At 72.2% G+C, this 18,469-nt stretch carries 18 protein-coding genes; 12 read left to right on the top strand and 6 right to left on the bottom strand.

The genetic code is table 11. The annotated features are described in order from the left end of the window. Nucleotides 1–2 precede the first annotated feature (2 nt). The 3 genes from D0T12_RS11640 to D0T12_RS11630 form a co-directional block, all read right to left on the bottom strand. Nucleotides 3–542 carry a GNAT family N-acetyltransferase gene (locus D0T12_RS11640; protein ID WP_117399513.1) on the bottom strand — a complete coding sequence of 180 codons (540 nt, stop codon included), beginning with the start codon at nucleotides 540–542 and terminating at the stop codon, nucleotides 3–5. Nucleotides 543–618: 76 nt separating this feature from the next. Next, nucleotides 619–1,173, bottom strand: coding sequence for a CGNR zinc finger domain-containing protein (locus D0T12_RS11635; protein WP_117399512.1), 555 nt, complete (start codon nucleotides 1,171–1,173; stop codon nucleotides 619–621). A gap of 32 nt (nucleotides 1,174–1,205) precedes the next feature. Further along, entirely contained in the window at nucleotides 1,206–2,597 is a 1,392-nt protein-coding gene (locus D0T12_RS11630) for an aminotransferase-like domain-containing protein (protein WP_117399511.1), read from the bottom strand. Here D0T12_RS11630 and D0T12_RS11625 point away from each other — a divergent pair. Further along, nucleotides 2,596–3,585: a DMT family transporter gene (locus D0T12_RS11625; RefSeq protein WP_117399510.1), complete on the top strand. Its 990-nt coding sequence runs from the start codon at nucleotides 2,596–2,598 to the stop codon at nucleotides 3,583–3,585. The two genes, D0T12_RS11630 and D0T12_RS11625, sit on opposite strands and share 2 nt — an antisense overlap. A 2-nt stretch (nucleotides 3,586–3,587) precedes the next feature. On the opposite strand, the gene D0T12_RS35310 is transcribed toward D0T12_RS11625, so the two are convergent. Continuing rightward, nucleotides 3,588–3,764: a hypothetical protein gene (locus D0T12_RS35310; RefSeq protein ID WP_158581470.1), complete on the bottom strand. Its 177-nt coding sequence runs from the start codon at nucleotides 3,762–3,764 to the stop codon at nucleotides 3,588–3,590. Between the two features lie 218 nt (nucleotides 3,765–3,982). Here D0T12_RS35310 and D0T12_RS11620 point away from each other — a divergent pair, with 218 nt between their 5' ends. The 11 genes from D0T12_RS11620 (at nucleotide 3,983) to D0T12_RS11570 (ending at nucleotide 17,193) form a co-directional block, all read left to right on the top strand. Next, nucleotides 3,983–5,014, top strand: coding sequence for a glycoside hydrolase family 18 protein (locus D0T12_RS11620; RefSeq protein ID WP_233525977.1), 1,032 nt, complete (start codon nucleotides 3,983–3,985; stop codon nucleotides 5,012–5,014). 235 nt (nucleotides 5,015–5,249) lie between these two features. Beyond that, complete coding sequence (gene dapA / locus D0T12_RS11615) at nucleotides 5,250–6,188, top strand: 4-hydroxy-tetrahydrodipicolinate synthase (RefSeq protein WP_117399509.1); 939 nt, start codon at nucleotides 5,250–5,252, stop codon at nucleotides 6,186–6,188. Next, a complete protein-coding gene (locus tag D0T12_RS11610) occupies nucleotides 6,185–7,870 on the top strand; it encodes a ribonuclease J (RefSeq protein WP_117399508.1) in 1,686 nt (561 codons plus the stop codon). The genes dapA and D0T12_RS11610 overlap by 4 nt, the downstream gene beginning before the upstream one ends. A 92-nt stretch (nucleotides 7,871–7,962) precedes the next feature. Next, a complete protein-coding gene (locus tag D0T12_RS11605; RefSeq protein ID WP_117399507.1) occupies nucleotides 7,963–10,632 on the top strand; it encodes a DNA translocase FtsK in 2,670 nt (889 codons plus the stop codon). A 164-nt stretch (nucleotides 10,633–10,796) separates the two neighbouring features. Then, the gene (locus D0T12_RS11600) at nucleotides 10,797–11,552 is read left to right on the top strand and encodes a helix-turn-helix domain-containing protein (protein WP_117399506.1); all 756 of its coding nucleotides are present in this window, start codon (nucleotides 10,797–10,799) and stop codon (nucleotides 11,550–11,552) included. 93 nt (nucleotides 11,553–11,645) lie between these two features. Beyond that, the gene (gene rimO, locus D0T12_RS11595) at nucleotides 11,646–13,076 is read left to right on the top strand and encodes a 30S ribosomal protein S12 methylthiotransferase RimO (protein WP_117399505.1); all 1,431 of its coding nucleotides are present in this window, start codon (nucleotides 11,646–11,648) and stop codon (nucleotides 13,074–13,076) included. Next, on the top strand, nucleotides 13,073–13,702 hold the full coding sequence (locus D0T12_RS11590) for a CDP-alcohol phosphatidyltransferase family protein (RefSeq protein ID WP_117399504.1): 630 nt from the start codon (nucleotides 13,073–13,075) through the stop codon (nucleotides 13,700–13,702). The genes rimO and D0T12_RS11590 overlap by 4 nt, the downstream gene beginning before the upstream one ends. 413 nt (nucleotides 13,703–14,115) lie before the next feature. Next, complete coding sequence (locus D0T12_RS11585) at nucleotides 14,116–15,417, top strand: CinA family nicotinamide mononucleotide deamidase-related protein (RefSeq protein WP_233525976.1); 1,302 nt, start codon at nucleotides 14,116–14,118, stop codon at nucleotides 15,415–15,417. 117 nt (nucleotides 15,418–15,534) lie between these two features. Continuing rightward, nucleotides 15,535–15,888: a helix-turn-helix domain-containing protein gene (locus D0T12_RS11580; RefSeq protein ID WP_117399503.1), complete on the top strand. Its 354-nt coding sequence runs from the start codon at nucleotides 15,535–15,537 to the stop codon at nucleotides 15,886–15,888. A gap of 153 nt (nucleotides 15,889–16,041) precedes the next feature. Continuing rightward, nucleotides 16,042–16,509, top strand: coding sequence for a Dps family protein (locus D0T12_RS11575; protein ID WP_117399502.1), 468 nt, complete (start codon nucleotides 16,042–16,044; stop codon nucleotides 16,507–16,509). Between the two features lie 174 nt (nucleotides 16,510–16,683). Beyond that, nucleotides 16,684–17,193, top strand: coding sequence for a hypothetical protein (locus D0T12_RS11570; RefSeq protein ID WP_117399501.1), 510 nt, complete (start codon nucleotides 16,684–16,686; stop codon nucleotides 17,191–17,193). Here the strand turns inward: D0T12_RS11570 and D0T12_RS11565 are convergent. Both D0T12_RS11565 and D0T12_RS11560 read right to left on the bottom strand, forming a co-directional pair. Further along, nucleotides 17,168–17,977, bottom strand: coding sequence for a DNA-formamidopyrimidine glycosylase family protein (locus tag D0T12_RS11565; RefSeq protein WP_117399500.1), 810 nt, complete (start codon nucleotides 17,975–17,977; stop codon nucleotides 17,168–17,170). The two genes, D0T12_RS11570 and D0T12_RS11565, sit on opposite strands and share 26 nt — an antisense overlap. A gap of 9 nt (nucleotides 17,978–17,986) precedes the next feature. After that, a complete protein-coding gene (locus tag D0T12_RS11560) occupies nucleotides 17,987–18,451 on the bottom strand; it encodes an RrF2 family transcriptional regulator (RefSeq protein WP_117399499.1) in 465 nt (154 codons plus the stop codon). Nucleotides 18,452–18,469: the final 18 nt, after the last annotated feature.

The following is an 18,469-nucleotide window of genomic DNA, read 5'->3' as shown; positions in this document are numbered from 1 at the left end:
GCTCAACCGCTGATGTCGGTGTGCAGGCGGATCTGCCGGACGGGCTCGCCCATGTCGAGCGTCCGGGACGTCCCGTCGGGCGCCCATCCGGCGGAGCCGAGGAACGTCCGCGTCACCTCGTCGTCCTCGAACACCCAGGTGATCAGGGTGTCGAAGCCGTCCTCGCGCAGCAGGTCGGCGGTCGCGGCGAGCAGCCGACTGCCGTGCCCGGCGCGGGTGTGCGGCGGGTCGACCAGCAGTGTGATCAGCTCCGCGGTCCGCTCCGGGGCGAGGTCGGGGTCCTCGGCCGGTCCGTGCGCGGCGAACCCGACGACGAGGTCGGACGCCACCGCGACGAGCAGCCGGTGGCGCGGGCTCGGCGGCGCCGTCGCCGCGTCCGCCCACCTGTCCCGCCACACCTCCAGCGCGGCGGGCGCGGTCACCTCGGCGAGGACGTCCGCGGGCAGCAGGTCGCGGTAGCCTTGCCGCCACGCCCGCACCTGGACGCCGGCGACCGCGGCGGCGTCCGCGCGCCGGGCGGGCCGCACTCCGACATCGGCCATGACGTGGCACGTCCTCTCGTCCGGGATCACCGCCCACCTTAGATCGCGGGGCACGGCGGGCCGGCGGCGGGCACGGTCAGTTCCTGCGGCGGGCCCGGTAGGCGCGTGTCTTGGTGCGGTTGCCGCAGACGCTCATCGAGCACCAGGTCCGGGACCGGTTCTTGGACGTGTCCAGGAACGCCCACCGGCAGGTGTCCTCCTGGCAGACCTTCAGCCGCGGCCACGTCCCGGCGGCGACCGCGTTCATGATCGCGGCGGCGAGGCGGGCCAGCGCGGCGGCGGGCGTCGCGGACGGGTCGACGGGGACGAGCCCCGGCGACGCTCCGGCGAGGGTGAGCCGCAGCGGCAGGGCGGCCAGGGCGTCCTCCAGATCGTCGGGGAGGTCGGCGGGAAGGTCGGCGGGGCGCGGCCCGTGGTGGGCCGACCACGCCTCGCGCAGGCCCTCCCGGAGCGTGACCGCGGTGGCCAGGTCGAGATCGGTGGCCGTCGCGCCGGCCGGGACGAGACGGCGCCCGGCGAGCCATCCGGCGAGCGCGGCGGGGGTCGCGAACTCGTCGGCGGCGTCCTCGACGTTGAGCGTGTTGACGAAGTCCCTGAGCAGCAGCGCGGGGTCGTCCTGAGCGTCGACCATCACCCCTCCCGCCGGTTCACGATTCAGCCTAGTCATGACCGCAGGACGGCGCTGAGACGCTGGACGCCCTCCGCCAGCTCCGCCTCCGACGCCGCCGTCCCGTAGCTGATCCGCAGGTGCGGGGCGGGAGCCTCGGCGGGGAAGAAGGGGCGCCCGGCGCTGACCAGGACACCGGCGCGCAACGCGGCCTCGGCGAGCGCGGTGTCGTCCACGCCGTCCGGCAGCCGCGCCCACACGTGGAGCCCGCCGTCCGGCCGGTTCACCCGCAGCTCGGGCAGGTCACGGGCGAGGGCGGCGAGCACCGCGTCCCGGCGCGAGCGCAGCGCCGCGCGGACGGCGCGCAGGTGCCGCGGCCAGCCGGGCGAGCTGACCAGCTCAAGCAGCGTCTCCTGGAGCGGCCTGGCCGGGAAGAACTCCTCGACCAGCTGGGTGGCACGGATCCGCTCGGCGACCGGGCCGCGGGCGATCACCGCCGCGACGCGCAGGCTCGGCGCCGTGGCCTTCGTCAGCGACGCGATGTGCACGACGCGTCCGTCGGCGTCCCGGGTGACCAGCGGCGGCGGGGGCGGGACGAGCCCGAGATGCCGCGCGAAGTCGTCCTCGATCACGAAGGCGCCCGCGGCGCGCGCCACGTCGAGGACCCGCGAGCGCCGATCCTCGCCCAGCACGGTCCCGGTCGGATTGTGGAACGCGGGCTGGCAGTAGAAGACCCGGGCCCCGCTCATCGCGAACGCCTCGGCGAGCAGGTCGGGGCGGACCCCGTGCGCGTCCACCGGGACGGGCACCGGATGCAGCCCGCTCGCCCGCGCGAGGGCGAGGACGCCCAGATACGTCGGCGACTCGACCAGCACCGGCGCGCCTGGGGGGAGCAGCGCCCGCAGGACGGTCGTCAGCGACTGCTGCCCGCCGTTGGTGATCACCACGTCGGCGGGGGAGACGGCGCCGCCGACCGTCCGGGCCACCCAGGCGCGCAGCTCCGGCATCCCGCCGAGGCGGGGCATCTCCCAGGCGTCCGGGCGCCGCGCCGCCCGCGCCGCCGCCGTGGCGAGCGCCCGCGTCGGTTGCAGCGTCGGATGCAGATATCCGCCGCTGAGCGCGATCACGCCCTCCGGTGGCGGGGTGAGCAGCCACGACACCCCGGCCGAGTCGACGGACCTGTCGCCGAGCGTCACGGCCTGCCAGCCGAAGTCGGCCGGTTCGGTGACGGTCTCGCGGCGGCCGACGGCGAACGCGCCGCTGCCGGGCCGTGTCACCACCAGCCCCTCGGCGGCCAGCAGACCCAGCGCACGCGACACCGTCGCCGGGCCGACCCGGTGCCGCTCGACCAGGCTCCGGCTCGACGGCAGCCGCTCCCCGGGGCTCATCCGCCGGACGTCGGCACGCAGCGCGTCGGCCAGCGCCATCGCACTGCTATCGTGTTTCATGAGAGACCACAGTAGCGCTACTGACCCCGAGCCGATAGCGGTCGTCGGTCTCGGGCCGGGCCTCTGGCTCGCCGGAATCGGTGTCCTGATCTTCTCCTTCACCCTTCCCAGCACGGTCTTCGGGCTGGAGGGCCTCGACCCGTACCTCATCGGGGTCGGCCGCGCCGCCACGGCGAGCGTCCTGGCCGCCGTCGCACTGCTATCGGTGCGGGCCCGTCCACCGCGCCGCGACCAGCTCCCGGCGTTCGCCGTCGCCGTGGTCGGAGTGGTCTTCGGTTTCCCCGTCCTCAGCACGCTCGCGCTCGACCACGGCGCGTCCTCCTCCCACTCCGCCGTCGTGGTCGGGCTGCTGCCGGCCGCCACCGCGGTGTTCGGCGTCGTCCGCGCCGGGGAACGGCCGTCCCGCGCGTTCTGGCTCGCGGCCGGGACGGGCGCCGCCTGCGTCACCGGCTTCGCGCTCGTCCGCGGCGCGGGCCACCTCACGCCCGCCGACCTGCTGCTGTTCGCCGCGCTCGTCGCCGCGGCGGCCGGCTACACCGAGGGCGCGCGGCTGACCCGCGACATGCCGGGCTGGCGCGTCATCTCCTGGGCGCTCGTGCTGTCCGCGCCCGTCACCGTCCCGGTGACCGCCTGGCTGCTCGCCACGACCGAGCCCGACTGGACAGGACGCGCCGTCCTCGGCTTCGGCTACGTCTCCGCCTTCTCCGCCTACATCGGCTTCTTCGCCTGGTACGAGGGCCTGGCGCGGGCCGGGATCGCGCGGGCCAGCCAGGTCCAGCTCGTCCAACCGCTGCTGACCCTCGTCTGGTCGGGGATCTTCCTCTTCGAGCGGATCGACGCCACCACCGCCCTCGCGGCCGTGGCCGTGCTGGTCTGCGTGGCCCTGACCCAGCGCGCCCGCGTCCGGCAGGCGTCGCGGCCGGCGACCCCGGCCCCGGCCCCGGCCGCGTCTCCGTCCGCGTCCCTGTCCCCGCCGGACGGTCGGTGAGGTCAGTCCCGGACGATCTGGGCGAGGAGCGTGACGACCCCGACGCCCACCCCGATCGGGATCGCCGCCCGCGGGGCCAGGGCGGCGAGGACGGCGGCGCCGACCGCCGTCAGGATGATCACCAGGGCGCGGGTGCTGATCAGCGGTCGTGGTTCGGTCTGATCCGGTCGTACTCGCATGTCGGTTCGACCTCCATCCCGATGGACGGTTGACCTCTGTCATCAGGGTTCCCCCGGTGTCAACCGCCGCCGCACGCGGCGCGCGATCACATCCCAATCATGATCGTTCCATGGGCCGCGGAAGGGCCGCGCGAGGGCCGAACGCGGTGCGACGCGCCCGGTCCGTCCGTTCGATCCGGGATCATTGCGGGATGGCGAAGAGCGGGCGGGTTCGTGGGATGCCGGGCAGAATCTTGCGCTGGACGGGCTGGACCGTCGCCTACGTGCTCGGACTCGTCGCGCTCGTGTTCGCCGGGGCGTGGGTGTGGTGGCAGCAGGAGCCGGAGGCGCGCGGCACCGAGGTGAACGCGCTCTGGGCCCGGCACCAGTGGGTGGGTGAGCCGCACAGTGACGCCGAGTACCGCGAGCTCGCCGAACGGCTACGGCACAACCGCATCACCGACGTGTACTTCCACACCGGGCCGTTCGAGGCCGACGGGACGGTGCCCCCGCACAAGTACCGCTACGCGCGCCAGTTGATCGACGCCGTCCGCAAGTACGCGCCCGGCGTGCGCGCCCAGGCCTACCTCGGACAGATCCGGGTGGTGGACGGCGACGGCGTCATCGAACTGGACGACCCGAAGGTCCGCGCGCAGGTGCTCAGGACCGACGCGGCCTTCCTCGATCTCGGGTTCGACGGCATCCACTACGACTTCGAACCCATCTACCCCGACGACGCCGCCTTCATCACGCTCATGCGGCAGACCCGTGAGCTCACCCGGTCCCGGGGACGCCTGCTGTCGGTGGCGCTGGAGCAGGCGACGCTGATGGACACCGTCCAACCCGTCTACAAGACCCTGCTGCCGCGCGGCGGCAGGTACCACGAGCCGCCGCGCCCGAACCGCGACTTCCTGCGCGCCGTCGCGGACCTCGCCGACCAGGTCGCGATCATGACCTATGACACGGCGCTCCCGACCGGCGCGCTGGCCGGATGGCACTTCGCCCGGCACACCCGCACGACGCTGGAGCTCATCGGCGACCGCACGACCGTCTTCATCGGCGTTCCGACGTACCGTCCCCTCATGCACTGGGCCGAGGACCTGGACGTCGCGCTGCGCGGCGTCCGACGCGGCATCGACGATCTGGAACGTCCGCCGAAACGTCCCTACGGCGTCGGCGTGTACGCGGACTGGACCACCGGGCCGGACGAATGGGCGCTCTATCGCGCCGTCTGGCTTCCCCGGACCGCCGTGTCCGGCGCCGGCACATGACCAACGGGTCACGTTATCCAACCGAGTCCGGGAAGTGGCCGGACTGACCCCGTAACGACCCATTTGCGTGCGACGATGTGGAGATGGAGCCGTCGCCACGCGTACCCCCGAGCGTGTGGCGGCGGCTTCCTCCATACATCGCCGCGCACGCGCGGCGCCGCGGCGCCCGTTTCGGGTGAAGGTCACTGGGACCTGCGGGTCCACCTGACACGGTCGGAACGGTACCGTTCGATGCATGGCACCCAGCACAACACCTGACGCTCCGTTCGGGCGGATGCTGACCGCTATGGTCACCCCGTTCCTGCCGGACGGCGGCGTCGACTACGACGGCGCCGCGCGCCTCGCGACCCACCTGGTCGACGAGCGGCGCCACGACGGCCTCGTCGTCAACGGGACCACGGGAGAGTCGCCGACCACGAGCGACGACGAGAAACAGCAGCTTCTGCGCGCGGTCATCGAGGCGGTCGGCGACCGCGCCGTGGTCGTCGCCGGTGCCGGAACCAACCACACGGAGCACACCCTGAAACTCGCGCGGCAGGCCGAGGCCGCGGGCGCGCACGGTCTGCTGGTGGTCACGCCGTACTACAACAAGCCCCCGCAGGAAGGGCTCATCCGCCACTTCACCGCGGTGGCCGACGCGACGGACCTGCCGGCCATGCTGTACGACATCCCGGGCCGCGCCGGGGTGCCGATCCAGAACGACACGCTGATCCAGCTCGCCGAGCATCCGCGGATCATCGCCGTCAAGGACGCCAAGGGGGACCTGTTCGGCGCGTCCATGGTCATGGCGGAGACCGACCTCGTCTGGTACTCCGGCGACGACAACCTGAACCTGCCCTGGCTGTCGGTCGGCGCGGCCGGGTTCGTCAGCGTGATCGGACATGTCGTCGGCGTCGAACTGCATGAGATGATCGATGCGTATCGCGCCGGCGAGACCGCGCGTGCGCTGGACATCCACCGGCGACTGCTGCCCGTGGTCGCCGCCATCATGACCCGTACGCAGGGCGCCATCGCCGTCAAGGCAGCGCTGAACCTGCTCGGTCTCCCCGGAGGCGGCCCGCTCCGCGCGCCGCTCGTGGAGGCCACGCCCGAGTTCGCGGCGCGCCTGCGTGAAGACCTGACGATAGGGGGAGTCAAAGTGCCGGAGGTCGCGATCCCGGAGGTCGCCCGGTGAGCCATCCTCACCCGGAGCTCTCGGACCCGCCCGAGCCGCCCGAGGGGGGCCTGCGCATCGTCGCGCTCGGCGGGCTCGGGGAGATCGGTCGCAACATGACGGTGTTCGAGCACGGCGGTCGCCTGCTCGTCATCGACTGCGGCGTCCTGTTCCCCGAGACCGAGCAGCCCGGAATCGACCTGATCCTGCCCGACTTCGAGTACATCAGGGATCGGCTCGACGACATCGAGGCCGTCATCCTCACCCATGGCCACGAGGACCACATCGGCGCCGTCCCGTACCTGCTGCGGGAGCGCCGCGACATCCCGCTGGTCGGCTCGAAACTGACGCTCGCGCTACTGGAGGCCAAGCTCGCCGAGCACCGCATCAAACCCGTCACCGACATGGTCGTGGAGGGGGAGCGCCGGAGCCTCGGACCGTTCGACTGCGAGTTCCTCGCCGTCAACCACTCGATCCCCGACGCGCTCGCCGTCGCCGTCCGCACGTCCGCCGGGCTCGTCCTGCACACCGGCGACTTCAAGATGGACCAGCTTCCGCTGGACGGACGGCTCACCGACCTGCCCGGCTTCGCGCGGCTCGGCGCCGAGGGCGTCGACCTGCTGATGTCCGACTCGACCAACGCCGAGGTGCCCGGCTTCGTCACCAGCGAGCGCAACATCGGCCCGGTCGTGGACGAGGTGTTCCGCACCGCGCAGGAGCGGCTCATCGTCGCCTGCTTCGCCTCGCACGTCCACCGCGTCCAGCAGGTCCTCGACGCCGCGGTCGCCAACGGCCGCAAGGTCTGCTTCGTCGGGCGGTCGATGGTCCGCAACATGGGCGTGGCGCGCGAACTCGGCTACCTCGACGTCCCCGACGGCATCATGGTCGACCAGAAGGAGCTGGACGACATCCCCGGCGACCGGTTGGTGCTGGTGTGCACCGGGTCGCAGGGCGAGCCGATGTCGGCGCTGTCGAGGATGGCGAACCGCGACCACTCCATCCGGATCACCGAACGCGACACGGTGATCCTGGCGTCCTCGCTGATCCCCGGCAACGAGAACGCGGTCAACCGTGTCATCAACGGCCTCACCCGGTGGGGCGCCCGCGTCGTGCACAAGGCCAACGCGCTCGTGCACGTGTCCGGGCACGCCCCCGCCGGCGAGCTGCTGTACGTGTTGAACGTGACGAAACCGGCCAACTTCGTGCCGATCCACGGCGAATGGCGGCATCTGCGCGCCCACGCCAAGCTCGCCGCGCTGACCGGTGTCCCCGAGGAGGGCATCGTCATCGCCGAGGACGGCGTCGTCGTCGACCTCGTCGACGGCCGCGCCAAGATCGTCGGTGCGGTCCCGGCCGGATACGTGTACGTCGACGGCCTGTCGGTCGGGGAGGTCACCGAGACGTCCCTGAAGGACCGGCGCATCCTCGGCGAGGAGGGCTTCGTGTCCATCGTCGTCGGCATCGACTCCACGTCCGGCAAGGTCGTCGCCGGGCCGGAGGTGCACGCCCGCGGCGCCGGCATCGTCAACGAGGACTTCGAAGAGGTCATCGAGCGGATCGAGGGCGTGCTGCGGGAGGCCGCCGGCGACGGCGTCAACGACCTGCACCAGATCAGCCAGCTCATCCGCCGCACGGTCGGCAAGTGGGTGAGCGACAACTACCGCCGCCGCCCCATGATCGTCCCGGTGGTCGTGGAGGTGTAGCGGTCCGCGGTTCCGACGGGACGCGGGCGGGCGTGTCAACACGCCCGCCCGCATCCCGGGAACCTCTTGGGTCCTTGGTTACTCTCATAACCATGGCCACACGTGCGTCCGGGGGTGCGAAAACCTCTTCGCGTGCGGGGGGCAGCGCGGCTCGCAAGCCCGCAGGGTCGTCCCCCCGGAAGCGCGCCAGCGGCGGTCCCAAGGGGGGTCGCGGCTCGGGCCGGGGGCGTGCCCCGCAGAAGCCCGACCCGATCTCCCAGGCGTTCCTCGGGTTCTTCAAGCTCCTGTTCAAGCTGTACCTGCTCGCGGCCGTCGCGGTCGGCTCGGTCTTCCGCGCCTACGGGCATGGCGCCCGCAACCTCGACCCCGAGCACCGGCGCGACGGGCTCGGGCTCGCGCTGCTCGGCTCGTCCATCGTGCTGGCCTCGGTGACCTGGTTCCGCCCGGACGGCGTCGTCACGATCGCGCTGGAGAAGGTCGTGCGGGGCGGCCTCGGACTGCCGGCGATGGCGCTGCCCGTCCTGCTGGCCCTGCTGGCGTGGCGGACGCTGCGCCACCCCGAGCAGCACGAGGACACCGGACGCGTCGTCATCGGCATGACCGCGCTCGGCGTGGGCGTGCTCGGCATCCTGCACATCGCGGCGGGCGTCCCCTCACCAGCCAAGGACATGGACGGCGTCCGCGCGTCCGGCGGCGTCGTCGGCTGGGTCGTGTCGGCCCCACTGGAGGCGGCGCTGAGCGGATGGGTGGCGGTCCCGCTGCTGCTGCTCCTGTCCGGGTTCGGCGTGCTGGTCGTGACCGCGACGCCGATCAACCGGGTGCCCGAGCGGGTCTCCGACCTCTGGGCCGTGGCGACGTTGCAGAGCCGTGCCCCACGTCCGGCCACGGACGACAAGGACGCCGCCGGGGACGACGCCGCGCCGAAGAAGCGCCGCCGCCGGAAGAAGTCCGACGGCGGGGACGGCGACGAGCTGGAGGTCGGCGAGCACTCCAGGCCCTATGACTCTCCGCTCCTGGACGACGCCCCGAAGAAGGCCGACCGTCCCCGGCGCGAGCTGGCCGACGACCTCTTCGAACCGGACCCGTTCCAGGCCGACGTCCCCCCGCCCGCGCCGCCGGTCGACGAGGAGGCGCCGCCGGACGACCACGACCGGGACGACGACCGCGGCGACCACGACGACCACACCGTCCACGACGATCTCGTCGCGGGCGCGTCCACGCCGCGGGCGGCCGACGTGCCGGACCCGACGCCCGCGCCGCGCCGGTCCGAGCAGCTGCCGCTGTCTTCGTCCGGCGAGATCTACGTCCTGCCCGACCCGTCGGCGCTGCGGCCCGGCAGCGTCGCCAAGCCCCGCACCAAGGCCAACGACACGGTCGTCAACGCGCTCACCGGGGTGCTGGAGCAGTTCGACATCGACGCGCAGGTGACCGGGTTCACCCGCGGTCCGACGATCACCCGGTACGAGATCGAGCTGGGCCCGGCGGTGAAGGTCGAGAAGGTCATCGCGCTGACCAAGAACATCGCCTACGCGGTGAAGAGCGCGGACGTGCGGATCATCTCCCCGATCCCCGGCAAGTCGGCGATCGGGGTGGAGATCCCCAACACCGACAAGGACATCGTCAGCCTCGGTGACGTGCTCCGCTCGCCCGCCGCGACCAACGAGCACCACCCGATGATCGTCGGACTCGGCAAGGACGTCGAGGGACGCACGGTCGTGGCGAACCTGGCGAAGATGCCGCACATCCTCATCGCGGGCGCCACCGGGGCGGGCAAGTCGACGTGCATCAACGGGCTCATCACGTCCGTGCTGATGCGCGCGACGCCCGACGAGGTGCGGATGATCCTCGTCGACCCCAAGCGGGTCGAGCTGACGATGTACCAGGGCATCCCGCACCTGATCACGCCGATCATCACGAACCCGAAGAAGGCGGCCGAGGCGCTGGACTGGGTCGTCGGTGAGATGGACCGCCGCTACGACGACCTCGCGGCGTCGGGGTACCGGCACATCGACGACTTCAACAAGGCCGTCAAGGCCGGGAAGCTGAAGCCGCCGCCCGGCAGCGAACGGGTCTACACCCCGTACCCGTACATGCTGGTCATCGTGGACGAGCTGGCCGACCTGATGATGGTCGCGCCCCGCGACGTCGAGGACTCGGTCGTGCGCATCACCCAGCTCGCGCGGGCGGCCGGGATCCATCTGGTGCTGGCGACGCAGCGTCCGTCGGTGGACGTGGTGACCGGGCTCATCAAGGCGAACGTGCCGTCCCGGCTGGCGTTCGCGACGTCGTCGCTGGCCGACAGCCGGGTCATCCTCGACCAGCCGGGCGCGGAGAAACTGGTCGGGCAGGGCGACGCGCTGTTCCTGCCGATGGGCGCGAGCAAGCCGATGCGGATCCAGAACGCCTACGTGGCGGAGAAGGAGATCCACGGCATCGTCGACCACTGCAAGAAGCAGATGGAGGCGAACTACCGGGAGGACGTCGGCGCCGCCGCCGGGCCGAAGAAGGAGATCGACGAGGAGATCGGCGACGACATGGACCTGCTCGTCCAGGCCATCGAGCTGGTCGTGTCCACGCAGTTCGGATCGACGTCGATGCTCCAGCGCAAGCTCCGCGTCGGGTTCGCCAAGGCGGGCCGACTCATGGACCTGATGGAGAGCCGCGAGATCGTCGGCCCCAGCGAGGGCTCCAAGGCGCGGGACGTGCTGACCAAGCCGGACGACCTTCCCGGGGTGCTCGCGGAACTGCGCGGCGGAGCCTGACACGCCGCCCCGTTCGGGCGGGCCCGAACGGGGCGGGGGCATTGCGGAATGATGCGAAATCTTGCCCTGTTTCGAACGTGTTGGCTGTCGCCCAGTGGGCATTGCCGTTTCTAGACTGGTGTCGCAGGAGTTCGGCGACGAGCTGCCCTCGAAGGAGGCCCGGCGTGAGCATCGGTGAGACCTTGGGGGAGGAGCGTCAGCGGGCCGGTCTCTCGGTGACACAGGTGAGTCTCCAGACGCGGATACGCGAAACGGTGATCCGTGGCATCGAAGCCGACGATTTCGCCGCCTGCGGCGGCAATTTCTACGCCCGCGGGCACATTCGCAGTATCAGCCGCGTCATCGGCATCGATCCGGAGCCCCTCGTCGCCGAGTTCGACGCGACGCACGGCGGCGCGCCGCAGCCCGTCTCGGCCGTGTCGGCGTTCGAGCCGGAGCAGCCCGTCGCGTTCCGCGAGCGCAGGTCGCCGAACTGGAGCGCCGCGATGGCGCTGGCCCTCGCCGCCGTGGTGATCTACGGGGTGTTCCATGTGGTCGGGCAGGGCGGCGGGCCCGAGCGGCGCACGGCGCGGCAGGTCGCCGGGACGCCCGCGCCCACGACGTCGGCGCCGGCCAGGCCCGCGCCGCCCAAGAGCGGCGATCCGGTCGCGGTCGCGCCGCGCACCAAGGTCGACGTGCGGGTCGAGGCCAAGTTCACGACATGGCTGAACGTGCGCGGTGACGGCGGGAAGACGCTGTTCAGCGGCATGCTCCGCAAGGGCGACCAGAAGGACTTCACCGCCAAGAAGAAGGTCAGGCTCGTGATCGGCGTGGGCGGCAGCGTCGACCTGACCGTCAACGGCAAGGACCTCGGCTCACCCGGCAAGGGCAAAGGCGTCCAGCGGTTGAGCTTCGACAGGGACGACCCCGAGACCGCCTGACCGGGCGCGGGCGGCCGTCCCGCTTCCCGACGATCCGACTGAGGAGGCGAGGCGCCGGTCCTCCGGGGAGTCCGGGGCGATTACCTTAGGGGGATGTCTACTCGCCGCAAGGTTTCGCTCATCACGCTCGGCTGCGCCCGCAACGAGGTCGATTCCGAGGAGCTCGCCGCGCGCATCGAGGACGCGGGCTGGGACCTGGCCGACGGCGCGGACGGCGCGGACGTGGTCGTCGTCAACACCTGCGGGTTCATCGAGGCCGCCAAGAAGGACTCCATCGACACGCTGCTCGCCGCGCACGACTCCGGCGCGAAGGTCGTCGCGGCGGGTTGTATGGCCGAGCGGTACGGCAGGGAACTGGCGGAGGCGCTGCCGGAGGCCGACGCGATCCTCAGCTTCGACGACTACGCGGGCATCGGTGACCGGCTCGACGACGTCATGGCCGGACGCAGGCGCGACGCGCACGTCCCGCGTGACCGCCGGACGCTGCTGCCAATCTCCCCGGTCGAGCGTTCCGCGTCCGGTGTCGCGACCCCCGGGCACGCCTCGTTCGAGGGACGTTCCGCGCCGGACGACCTTCCGGCCGGTCTGGCGCCGGCGTCCGGGCCGCGGGTGCTGCGGCGGCGGCTCGGCGGCGGCCCGGTCGCGCCGCTGAAGCTGGCGTCCGGCTGCGACCGGCGCTGCTCGTTCTGCGCCATCCCGGCGTTCCGCGGCGCGTACGTGTCGCGTCCGCCGGCGGAGGTGCTGGAGGAGGCCCGGTGGCTCGCCGGGCACGGCGTCCGCGAACTGGTGCTGGTGAGCGAGAACTCCACGTCCTACGGCAAGGACCTCGGCGACCTGCGGGCGCTGGAGAAGCTGCTGCCGCGGCTCGCGGCCGTGGACGGCGTCGAACGCGTCCGCGTCAGCTACCTCCAGCCCGCCGAGACGCGCCCCGGGCTGATCGAGGCGATCTGCGGTACGCCCGGCGTCGCACCGTACTTCGACCTGTCGTTCCAGCACGCGAGCGGTCCGGTGCTGCGGTCGATGCGGCGGTTCGGCGACCGGGAGCGGTTCCTGGGGCTGCTCGACCAGATCCGCGCCCTCGCCCCTGACGCGGGCGTCCGGTCGAACTTCATCGTCGGGTTCCCCGGCGAGTCCGAGGACGACGTCGACGAGCTGGCGGAGTTCCTGACCGCCGCGCGCCTGGACGCGGTCGGCGTGTTCGGCTACTCCGACGAGGACGGAACCGAGGCGGCGACCCTGGACGGCAAGCTCGACCCCGCCGAGGTCGCCGCCCGCGTCGAGGAGCTGTCGAGCCTCGCCGACGAGCTGACCGCGCAGCGCGCCGAGGACCGGATCGGTTCGCGGGTCCACGTCCTGCTGGAGGGCAAGACCGAGGACGGCGAGCCGGAGGGCCGCGCCGCGCACCAGGCGCCCGAGGTGGACGGGACGGTCCGGGTCCGCGGCGCCGCCCCGGCCGTCGGGGAGTTCGTCACCGCCCGCGTCACCGGCAGCGACGGCGTGGACCTCGTCGCGGACCTGACATGATCGCGGGCGCTCCGGATCCGGTGGCGGGCTCGCAGGACCCGCCGCCGGCCGGTGTGTGGAACGTGGCGAACGCGCTGACGCTCGTCCGGATCGCGCTGGTGCCCGTCTTCGTCTGGCTGTTCTTCCTGGACGGCACCGGCTGGCGCCTCGCCGCGTTCGCCGTCTTCGCGATCGCCTCGATCACCGACAAGATCGACGGAGATATCGCGCGGGCCCGGGGCCTGGTCACCGACTTCGGCAAGATCGCCGACCCGATCGCCGACAAGGCGCTCACCGGCGGGGCGCTGGTCAGCCTGTCCGTCATGGGGGAGCTGTGGTGGTGGGTGACGGCCGCCATCATGGTCCGCGAGATCGGCGTCACCGTGCTGCGGTTCGTCGTGATCCGCCGCGGGGTCATCCCGGCCAGCAAGGGCGGGAAGCTGAAGACGATGCTTCAGGTCATCGCGATCGGCCTGTACATCCTGCCCGGCCCGCTGGACCCGCTGCGCTGGGTCACGATGGGGGCGGCGGTGGTCGTCACGGTCGTCACGGGCGCCGACTACGTCGTCCGGGCGTGGCGCCTGGGAGGTGCGTCCGACGGCACGCCGGACGGGTGGGCTGCGGGACCACGCCCACCCCGGTCGTAGTCCCGCAGCCCCGCTCGTCGGCGCCGCGGTAGCGATTATCCCCGCGAATCCCCGGGCGGACGAATCGTGCGGCTGAGGTTTGACTCACATTGTGACCTGCGCCTCCGGGAATTGGTGGACGTGGCGGCCGGGACGCGCGGCGACGATCCGCGCCCCTGCCACGGCTCCCACCGCACGCTGCGGCGGGACACGCTCCATGGGGGCTACAAAGCGCGGCCCTCCCTTTTCCCGGGCGAGCGAAAAGGGAAACCCGATTGGACCGATACGATCGGCCTGCATCCACCACGTCCTCATTCGGTCGTTTTCTCGGTCAACCGGGCGGTGGCCGGGCCCGTCCGGCGGGGCCGCTACCGGTAGATTTCGGGACGCCGTGCTGATGAGGCGGCTGACGAAGAGGCCGGTGAAGAGCGGGGATGGGGGACGTGATGCGGGTCGAACTGCTCACCGTCGGGGACGAGCTGCTGCTCGGCGACACGGTCAACGGGAACGCGGCGTGGCTCGGGCGCCGGCTCGCCGACCACGGCCTGGAGGTGACCCGCAGCGTGGTCGTCGGCGACCACCTCGACGTCATCATCGAGGCGGTGACGTCCGCGCTGGGGCGCGCCGACGCGGTGATCACCACCGGTGGGCTCGGCCCCACCTACGACGACCTGACCCGGGACGCGCTGGCCGCGGCGGCGGGTGTCGCCCTCGTCCGGGATCCGGACCTGGAGCGGCGCCTGCGCGACCGGGTCGCGCGGGCGGGACGCGAGCTGCGACCGATGGCGCTGCGCATGGCGGACGTCCCGGAGGGCGCGAAGGTCCTGCGCAACTCCGCGGGCTCGGCGCCGGGGCTGCGCGTCGAACTGCCCGGCGGGATCGTGTACGCGCTGCCCGGCGTCCCGCACGAGATGCGCACCATCATGGACGAGGCGGTACTGCCCGAACTGGCGGACCTGGGCGCGCGGCCGGTCGTCGCGCGCCGCACGCTGCGCACCGTCGGGATGTGGGAGTCGGATGTCGCGACGCGGCTCGCCGAGGTCGAGGCGATGGACGACGTGCGTCTGGCCTACCTGCCCGAACCCGCCCAGGTGAAGATCCGGATCACCGTCACCGGCCCCGGCGCCGCCGCCCGGCTCGCGGACGCGGAGGCGCGCGTGCGGGACCTGCTCGGCCCGGTCGTGTACGGGACCGGGAACGAGTCGCTCGACCGGGTCGTCCACCGGCTGCTCGCCGAGCGCGGCGCGACCGTCGCCACCGCCGAGTCGCTGACCGGCGGGCTCATCGGCGCGGAGCTGACCGCGATGCCGGGCTCGTCCGTGGCGTTCGGGGGCGGCCTGGTGACCTACGCGACCGAGGCCAAGGAACGGCTCCTCGGCGTCCCTGCGGACCTGTTGGCCGAGCACGGCGCCGTCCACCCGGACGTGGCCGCCGCGATGGCCGCCGGGGCGCGGGACGCGCTCGACGCGACCTACGGGCTCGCCGTGACGGGTGTGGCCGGTCCCGACCCGCAGGACGGCCGTCCGGTCGGCACGATCTTCATCGGTTTGGCCGGACCCGGAGAACTCTCCATCGTGATCGCTCCGCGACTCCCCGTGCCGGGCACCGGGATCGAGGTCCGCGACGTGATCCGCCGGATGACCGTCGTGCACGCCCTTGAGCTGCTGCGACGCGTCCTTCTCGGGCTCGACGTCGACGATCGGAGCGACGCGGCTCAGACGGATCGGGAAGTCTGAGGCTGATTACAGCGTTACGTTCCGAGCGAACACGAATTCAACGGTCTGCCATGCCCACCGTCAGGGCGGGTACGGTGGAACCGGCAGATGGTCCGAACTGAGGGAGGGAGCGAGACGATGGTCCTGCTTCGCCAGCTGCTCGGTGACGTACTGCGGCAGCTGCGGCTGCGCCAGGGACGCACCCTCCGTGAGGTGTCCGCGGCGGCGCGGGTGTCACTCGGCTACCTGTCCGAGGTCGAACGAGGGCAGAAAGAGGCTTCGTCGGAACTGCTGTCCTCGATCTGCAAGGCGCTCGGTGTTCCGCTGTCCCATGTGCTGAGGGACGTGGCGGACCAACTGGCCCTCGCCGAGCTGCAGCACGAGCCCGTCATGGCGGGCGCGCCGGAGCACGAGCGCATCACGACCGAGAACATCCCGGAGACGCCCGAGGAGATCACCGGGGAGTTCCGCGCCGACATGGTGGCGGCCTGATCGGCTCTCGCTTGTCGAGCGCCGAGTCGAGCGTCGAGCGTTCATGCCCGACCGGGGCCGCGGGTGTGCGCGGTCTCACGCATGAACGCGGCATTCGCGGGGAGGGTCCCGTGTTGTAACGGACATACCGTAACGATGCGGAAGGAGCCCACCATGACGGCAATCAAGAGCCCGCTCAACGACGAGGCCCTGAAGGTCGCGGGGGAGGCTCTTCAGGGTTCCCTCATCGATCTCATCGATCTTTCGCTGTTCGCCAAGCAGGCGCACTGGAACCTCACCGGACGCAACTTCAAGGTCGTTCACGAGCATCTGGACGAGATCGTCGCACTGGCCCGCACCGGGCAGGACGACGTCGCCGAACGCGCCGTGGCGATCGGTGTGAGCCCGGACGGGCGCGCCCGTACGGTCGCCGACCGGACGAAGATCCCGCAGCTGGAGGCCGGTTACCTCGACGACGACAAGGTCGTCGCCGCGGTCGTCGACGTCCTGGCGCAGCTCATCGCCCGGTTCCGCGAACGCATCAGCGCCACCGACGAACCGGACCAGGTGACGCAGGACCTGCTCATCAGCATCACCGGCGAACTCGAGAAGCAGCACTGGATGTTCCAGGCGCAGATCTGACCCGGGCCGATCCCTCGGCCCGGCGACTCCCGGCGGCGCGCTCACAGCGATCCCGGCGCCCCGACCGGAGACCGGCCCCGGCCCACGCCATTACGGCGGGCCGGGGCCGCCTGCTGTGCGAGACCGTTTTCCGGTTTATTTCGGGATGTTCCTCCGTTCGGGTGATCATGGATCATGGACGTCCCGCTCCTGAGATCCGCGGCACTCGGCGCCGCGCTGTTCGCCGTCGCCGGGTGCGGCGCCGTGGGGAACGGCGCGGAGCGGGAGTGCGCGGCGACCGGGGCACGGCCCGGCCTCAGCGTCGACATCCCGGCCCCGGACGCCGCCCGCGTGTCGTCGGCGTCCCTGCGGGTGTGCTGGGACGGCACGTGCCGGGAGACCCCGGTCAGGTTCAGGCCGTCGTCCAGGGCCGTTCCCATGGACTGCGACCGCGACGACCCCGACGACTCCTGCGGCGCCTCCGCCGAATCCGAGGGGGCCAAGCACGGCTTCGCCCACGTCGAGGACCTGCCGGCGTCGATCGTCCGGGTCACCCTCAGGCTGCGCGACTCCCAGGGCCGGACGTTTCTCAACCGGCGGATCGAACTCATCCCCGAGGCCACGGCCCCGAACGGCCCGGACTGCGGCGAAGGCGCCCCTCAGGCGAGCCTGACCATCGTCAACGGCGCGTTGGTGGTGCGGTAGGCGGCGGTTGGCAGTAGGGGCACCAGTACGTGACGCGCTGGGCACCTTGCGACGTTTGCGTGGCGCGCTCGATACGGGTTCCGCAACGTCGGCAGGGGCGAGACCCGCGGCCGTAGACCCAGTGTTCGCGGCCCCGCGCGAGGTCACCGGTGGTGATGTGGCCGTGCCGATCCTTGTTGAGGTCCAGGAGCCTGTGAGAAAGCTCCACGAGGCCGTCGAGGTCGGGGACGCGTCCAACGGGCGTCCACGGGTGAACACCCCGCAGGAACAGGATCTCGGCCTTGTAGACGTTGCCGATTCCCGCCAGCCGGGTCTGGTCGAGCAGCGCCTCGCCGATCGGTCGTTCCGGGTCCTCGGCCAGGCGGGCCACCGCCCGCGCGACCATGTCCGGGCCCCAGGCGGCGTCGAGCAGGTCGGGGCCGAGATGGCCGACGGCCCCGGCCTCGTCGGCCGTGCGCAGCAACTCGACCAGGCCGAGCGAGTAGCCGACGGCCTGCCATTCGGCGTTCGCGAGGACCAGCCGGACGCGGTGGTCGCGCGGTGGCGGGCCGGCGCGGCGGACGACCCAGCGTCCCTCCATCATCAGGTGCGTGTGGACGGTGAGGCCGCCCTCGACGCGGAGCAGGAGGTGCTTGCCGCGGGACGCGGAGTCCAGGACCGTCCGCCCGCGCAGGTCCGCGGTCGCCAGGCGGGGGACGCGAAAGTCCGAGCGCAGCAAGGGCCGCCCGGCGAGCGCCTCGCCGAGGCGCCGGGCGGTCAGCCAGACGACGTCACCTTCCGGCATGGAAGGGCCTCAGATGAACGACGGGCTTTCCCAGGCGGCCGGGTCCTCGGTGAGCTTGCGGACGGGGTCGGGCAGTTCGCCCGTGGCGATGTGCCCGAGCTTGACGTGCTCCAGGATGGCGCGCTCGCTGGCGCGCAGCGCGATCCAGACGTCCTGGAGCGAACGGGCGGGCCCTTCGTACCCGACGTGCTCGGGACGTTCGCCCCGCACGCCGAGCAGCGGCCCGTCGATGGCGCGGATGATGTCGGCGAGGGAGATCTGGTCGGCCGGGCGGGCCAGCCAGTAGCCGCCCTCGGGTCCCCGCTGGCTCCGGACGAGGCCGGACCGGCGCAGTTGGCCGAGGATGTTCTCCAGGAATTTGGGCGGGATCTGCTGCGCCTCGGCGAGCTGTACCGCGGTCACCGGCCGGCTCCCGGCGACCGCCAGCTCGGCGGCGGCGCGCAACGCGTAGTCGACCCGGGCGGACAATCTCATAGGACCATTATCCCTTGC

It is taken from the genome of Actinomadura spongiicola, assembly GCF_003432485.1.
Lineage (GTDB): Bacteria > Actinomycetota > Actinomycetes > Streptosporangiales > Streptosporangiaceae > Spirillospora > Spirillospora spongiicola.
The sequence above is the reverse complement of the archived record's forward strand: the minus strand, read 5'-3'. Positions and strand labels throughout refer to the sequence as shown.

What these genes read in the sequence shown, in the direction of transcription:
- D0T12_RS11640 (WP_117399513.1), bottom strand. Translation starts at nt 542, where the DNA reads ATGGCCGATGTCGGAGTGCGGCCCGCCCGGCGCGCGGACGCCGCCGCG.
- D0T12_RS11635 (WP_117399512.1), bottom strand. Translation starts at nt 1,173, where the DNA reads ATGGTCGACGCTCAGGACGACCCCGCGCTGCTGCTCAGGGACTTCGTC.
- D0T12_RS11625 (WP_117399510.1), top strand. Translation starts at nt 2,596, where the DNA reads ATGAGAGACCACAGTAGCGCTACTGACCCCGAGCCGATAGCGGTCGTC.
- D0T12_RS11630 (WP_117399511.1), bottom strand. Translation starts at nt 2,597, where the DNA reads ATGAAACACGATAGCAGTGCGATGGCGCTGGCCGACGCGCTGCGTGCC.
- D0T12_RS35310 (WP_158581470.1), bottom strand. Translation starts at nt 3,764, where the DNA reads ATGCGAGTACGACCGGATCAGACCGAACCACGACCGCTGATCAGCACC.
- D0T12_RS11620 (WP_233525977.1), top strand. Translation starts at nt 3,983, where the DNA reads ATGCCGGGCAGAATCTTGCGCTGGACGGGCTGGACCGTCGCCTACGTG.
- dapA (WP_117399509.1), top strand. Translation starts at nt 5,250, where the DNA reads ATGGCACCCAGCACAACACCTGACGCTCCGTTCGGGCGGATGCTGACC.
- D0T12_RS11605 (WP_117399507.1), top strand. Translation starts at nt 7,963, where the DNA reads ATGGCCACACGTGCGTCCGGGGGTGCGAAAACCTCTTCGCGTGCGGGG.
- rimO (WP_117399505.1), top strand. Translation starts at nt 11,646, where the DNA reads ATGTCTACTCGCCGCAAGGTTTCGCTCATCACGCTCGGCTGCGCCCGC.
- D0T12_RS11590 (WP_117399504.1), top strand. Translation starts at nt 13,073, where the DNA reads ATGATCGCGGGCGCTCCGGATCCGGTGGCGGGCTCGCAGGACCCGCCG.
- D0T12_RS11585 (WP_233525976.1), top strand. Translation starts at nt 14,116, where the DNA reads ATGGGGGACGTGATGCGGGTCGAACTGCTCACCGTCGGGGACGAGCTG.
- D0T12_RS11580 (WP_117399503.1), top strand. Translation starts at nt 15,535, where the DNA reads ATGGTCCTGCTTCGCCAGCTGCTCGGTGACGTACTGCGGCAGCTGCGG.
- D0T12_RS11575 (WP_117399502.1), top strand. Translation starts at nt 16,042, where the DNA reads ATGACGGCAATCAAGAGCCCGCTCAACGACGAGGCCCTGAAGGTCGCG.
- D0T12_RS11570 (WP_117399501.1), top strand. Translation starts at nt 16,684, where the DNA reads ATGGACGTCCCGCTCCTGAGATCCGCGGCACTCGGCGCCGCGCTGTTC.
- D0T12_RS11565 (WP_117399500.1), bottom strand. Translation starts at nt 17,977, where the DNA reads ATGCCGGAAGGTGACGTCGTCTGGCTGACCGCCCGGCGCCTCGGCGAG.
- D0T12_RS11560 (WP_117399499.1), bottom strand. Translation starts at nt 18,451, where the DNA reads ATGAGATTGTCCGCCCGGGTCGACTACGCGTTGCGCGCCGCCGCCGAG.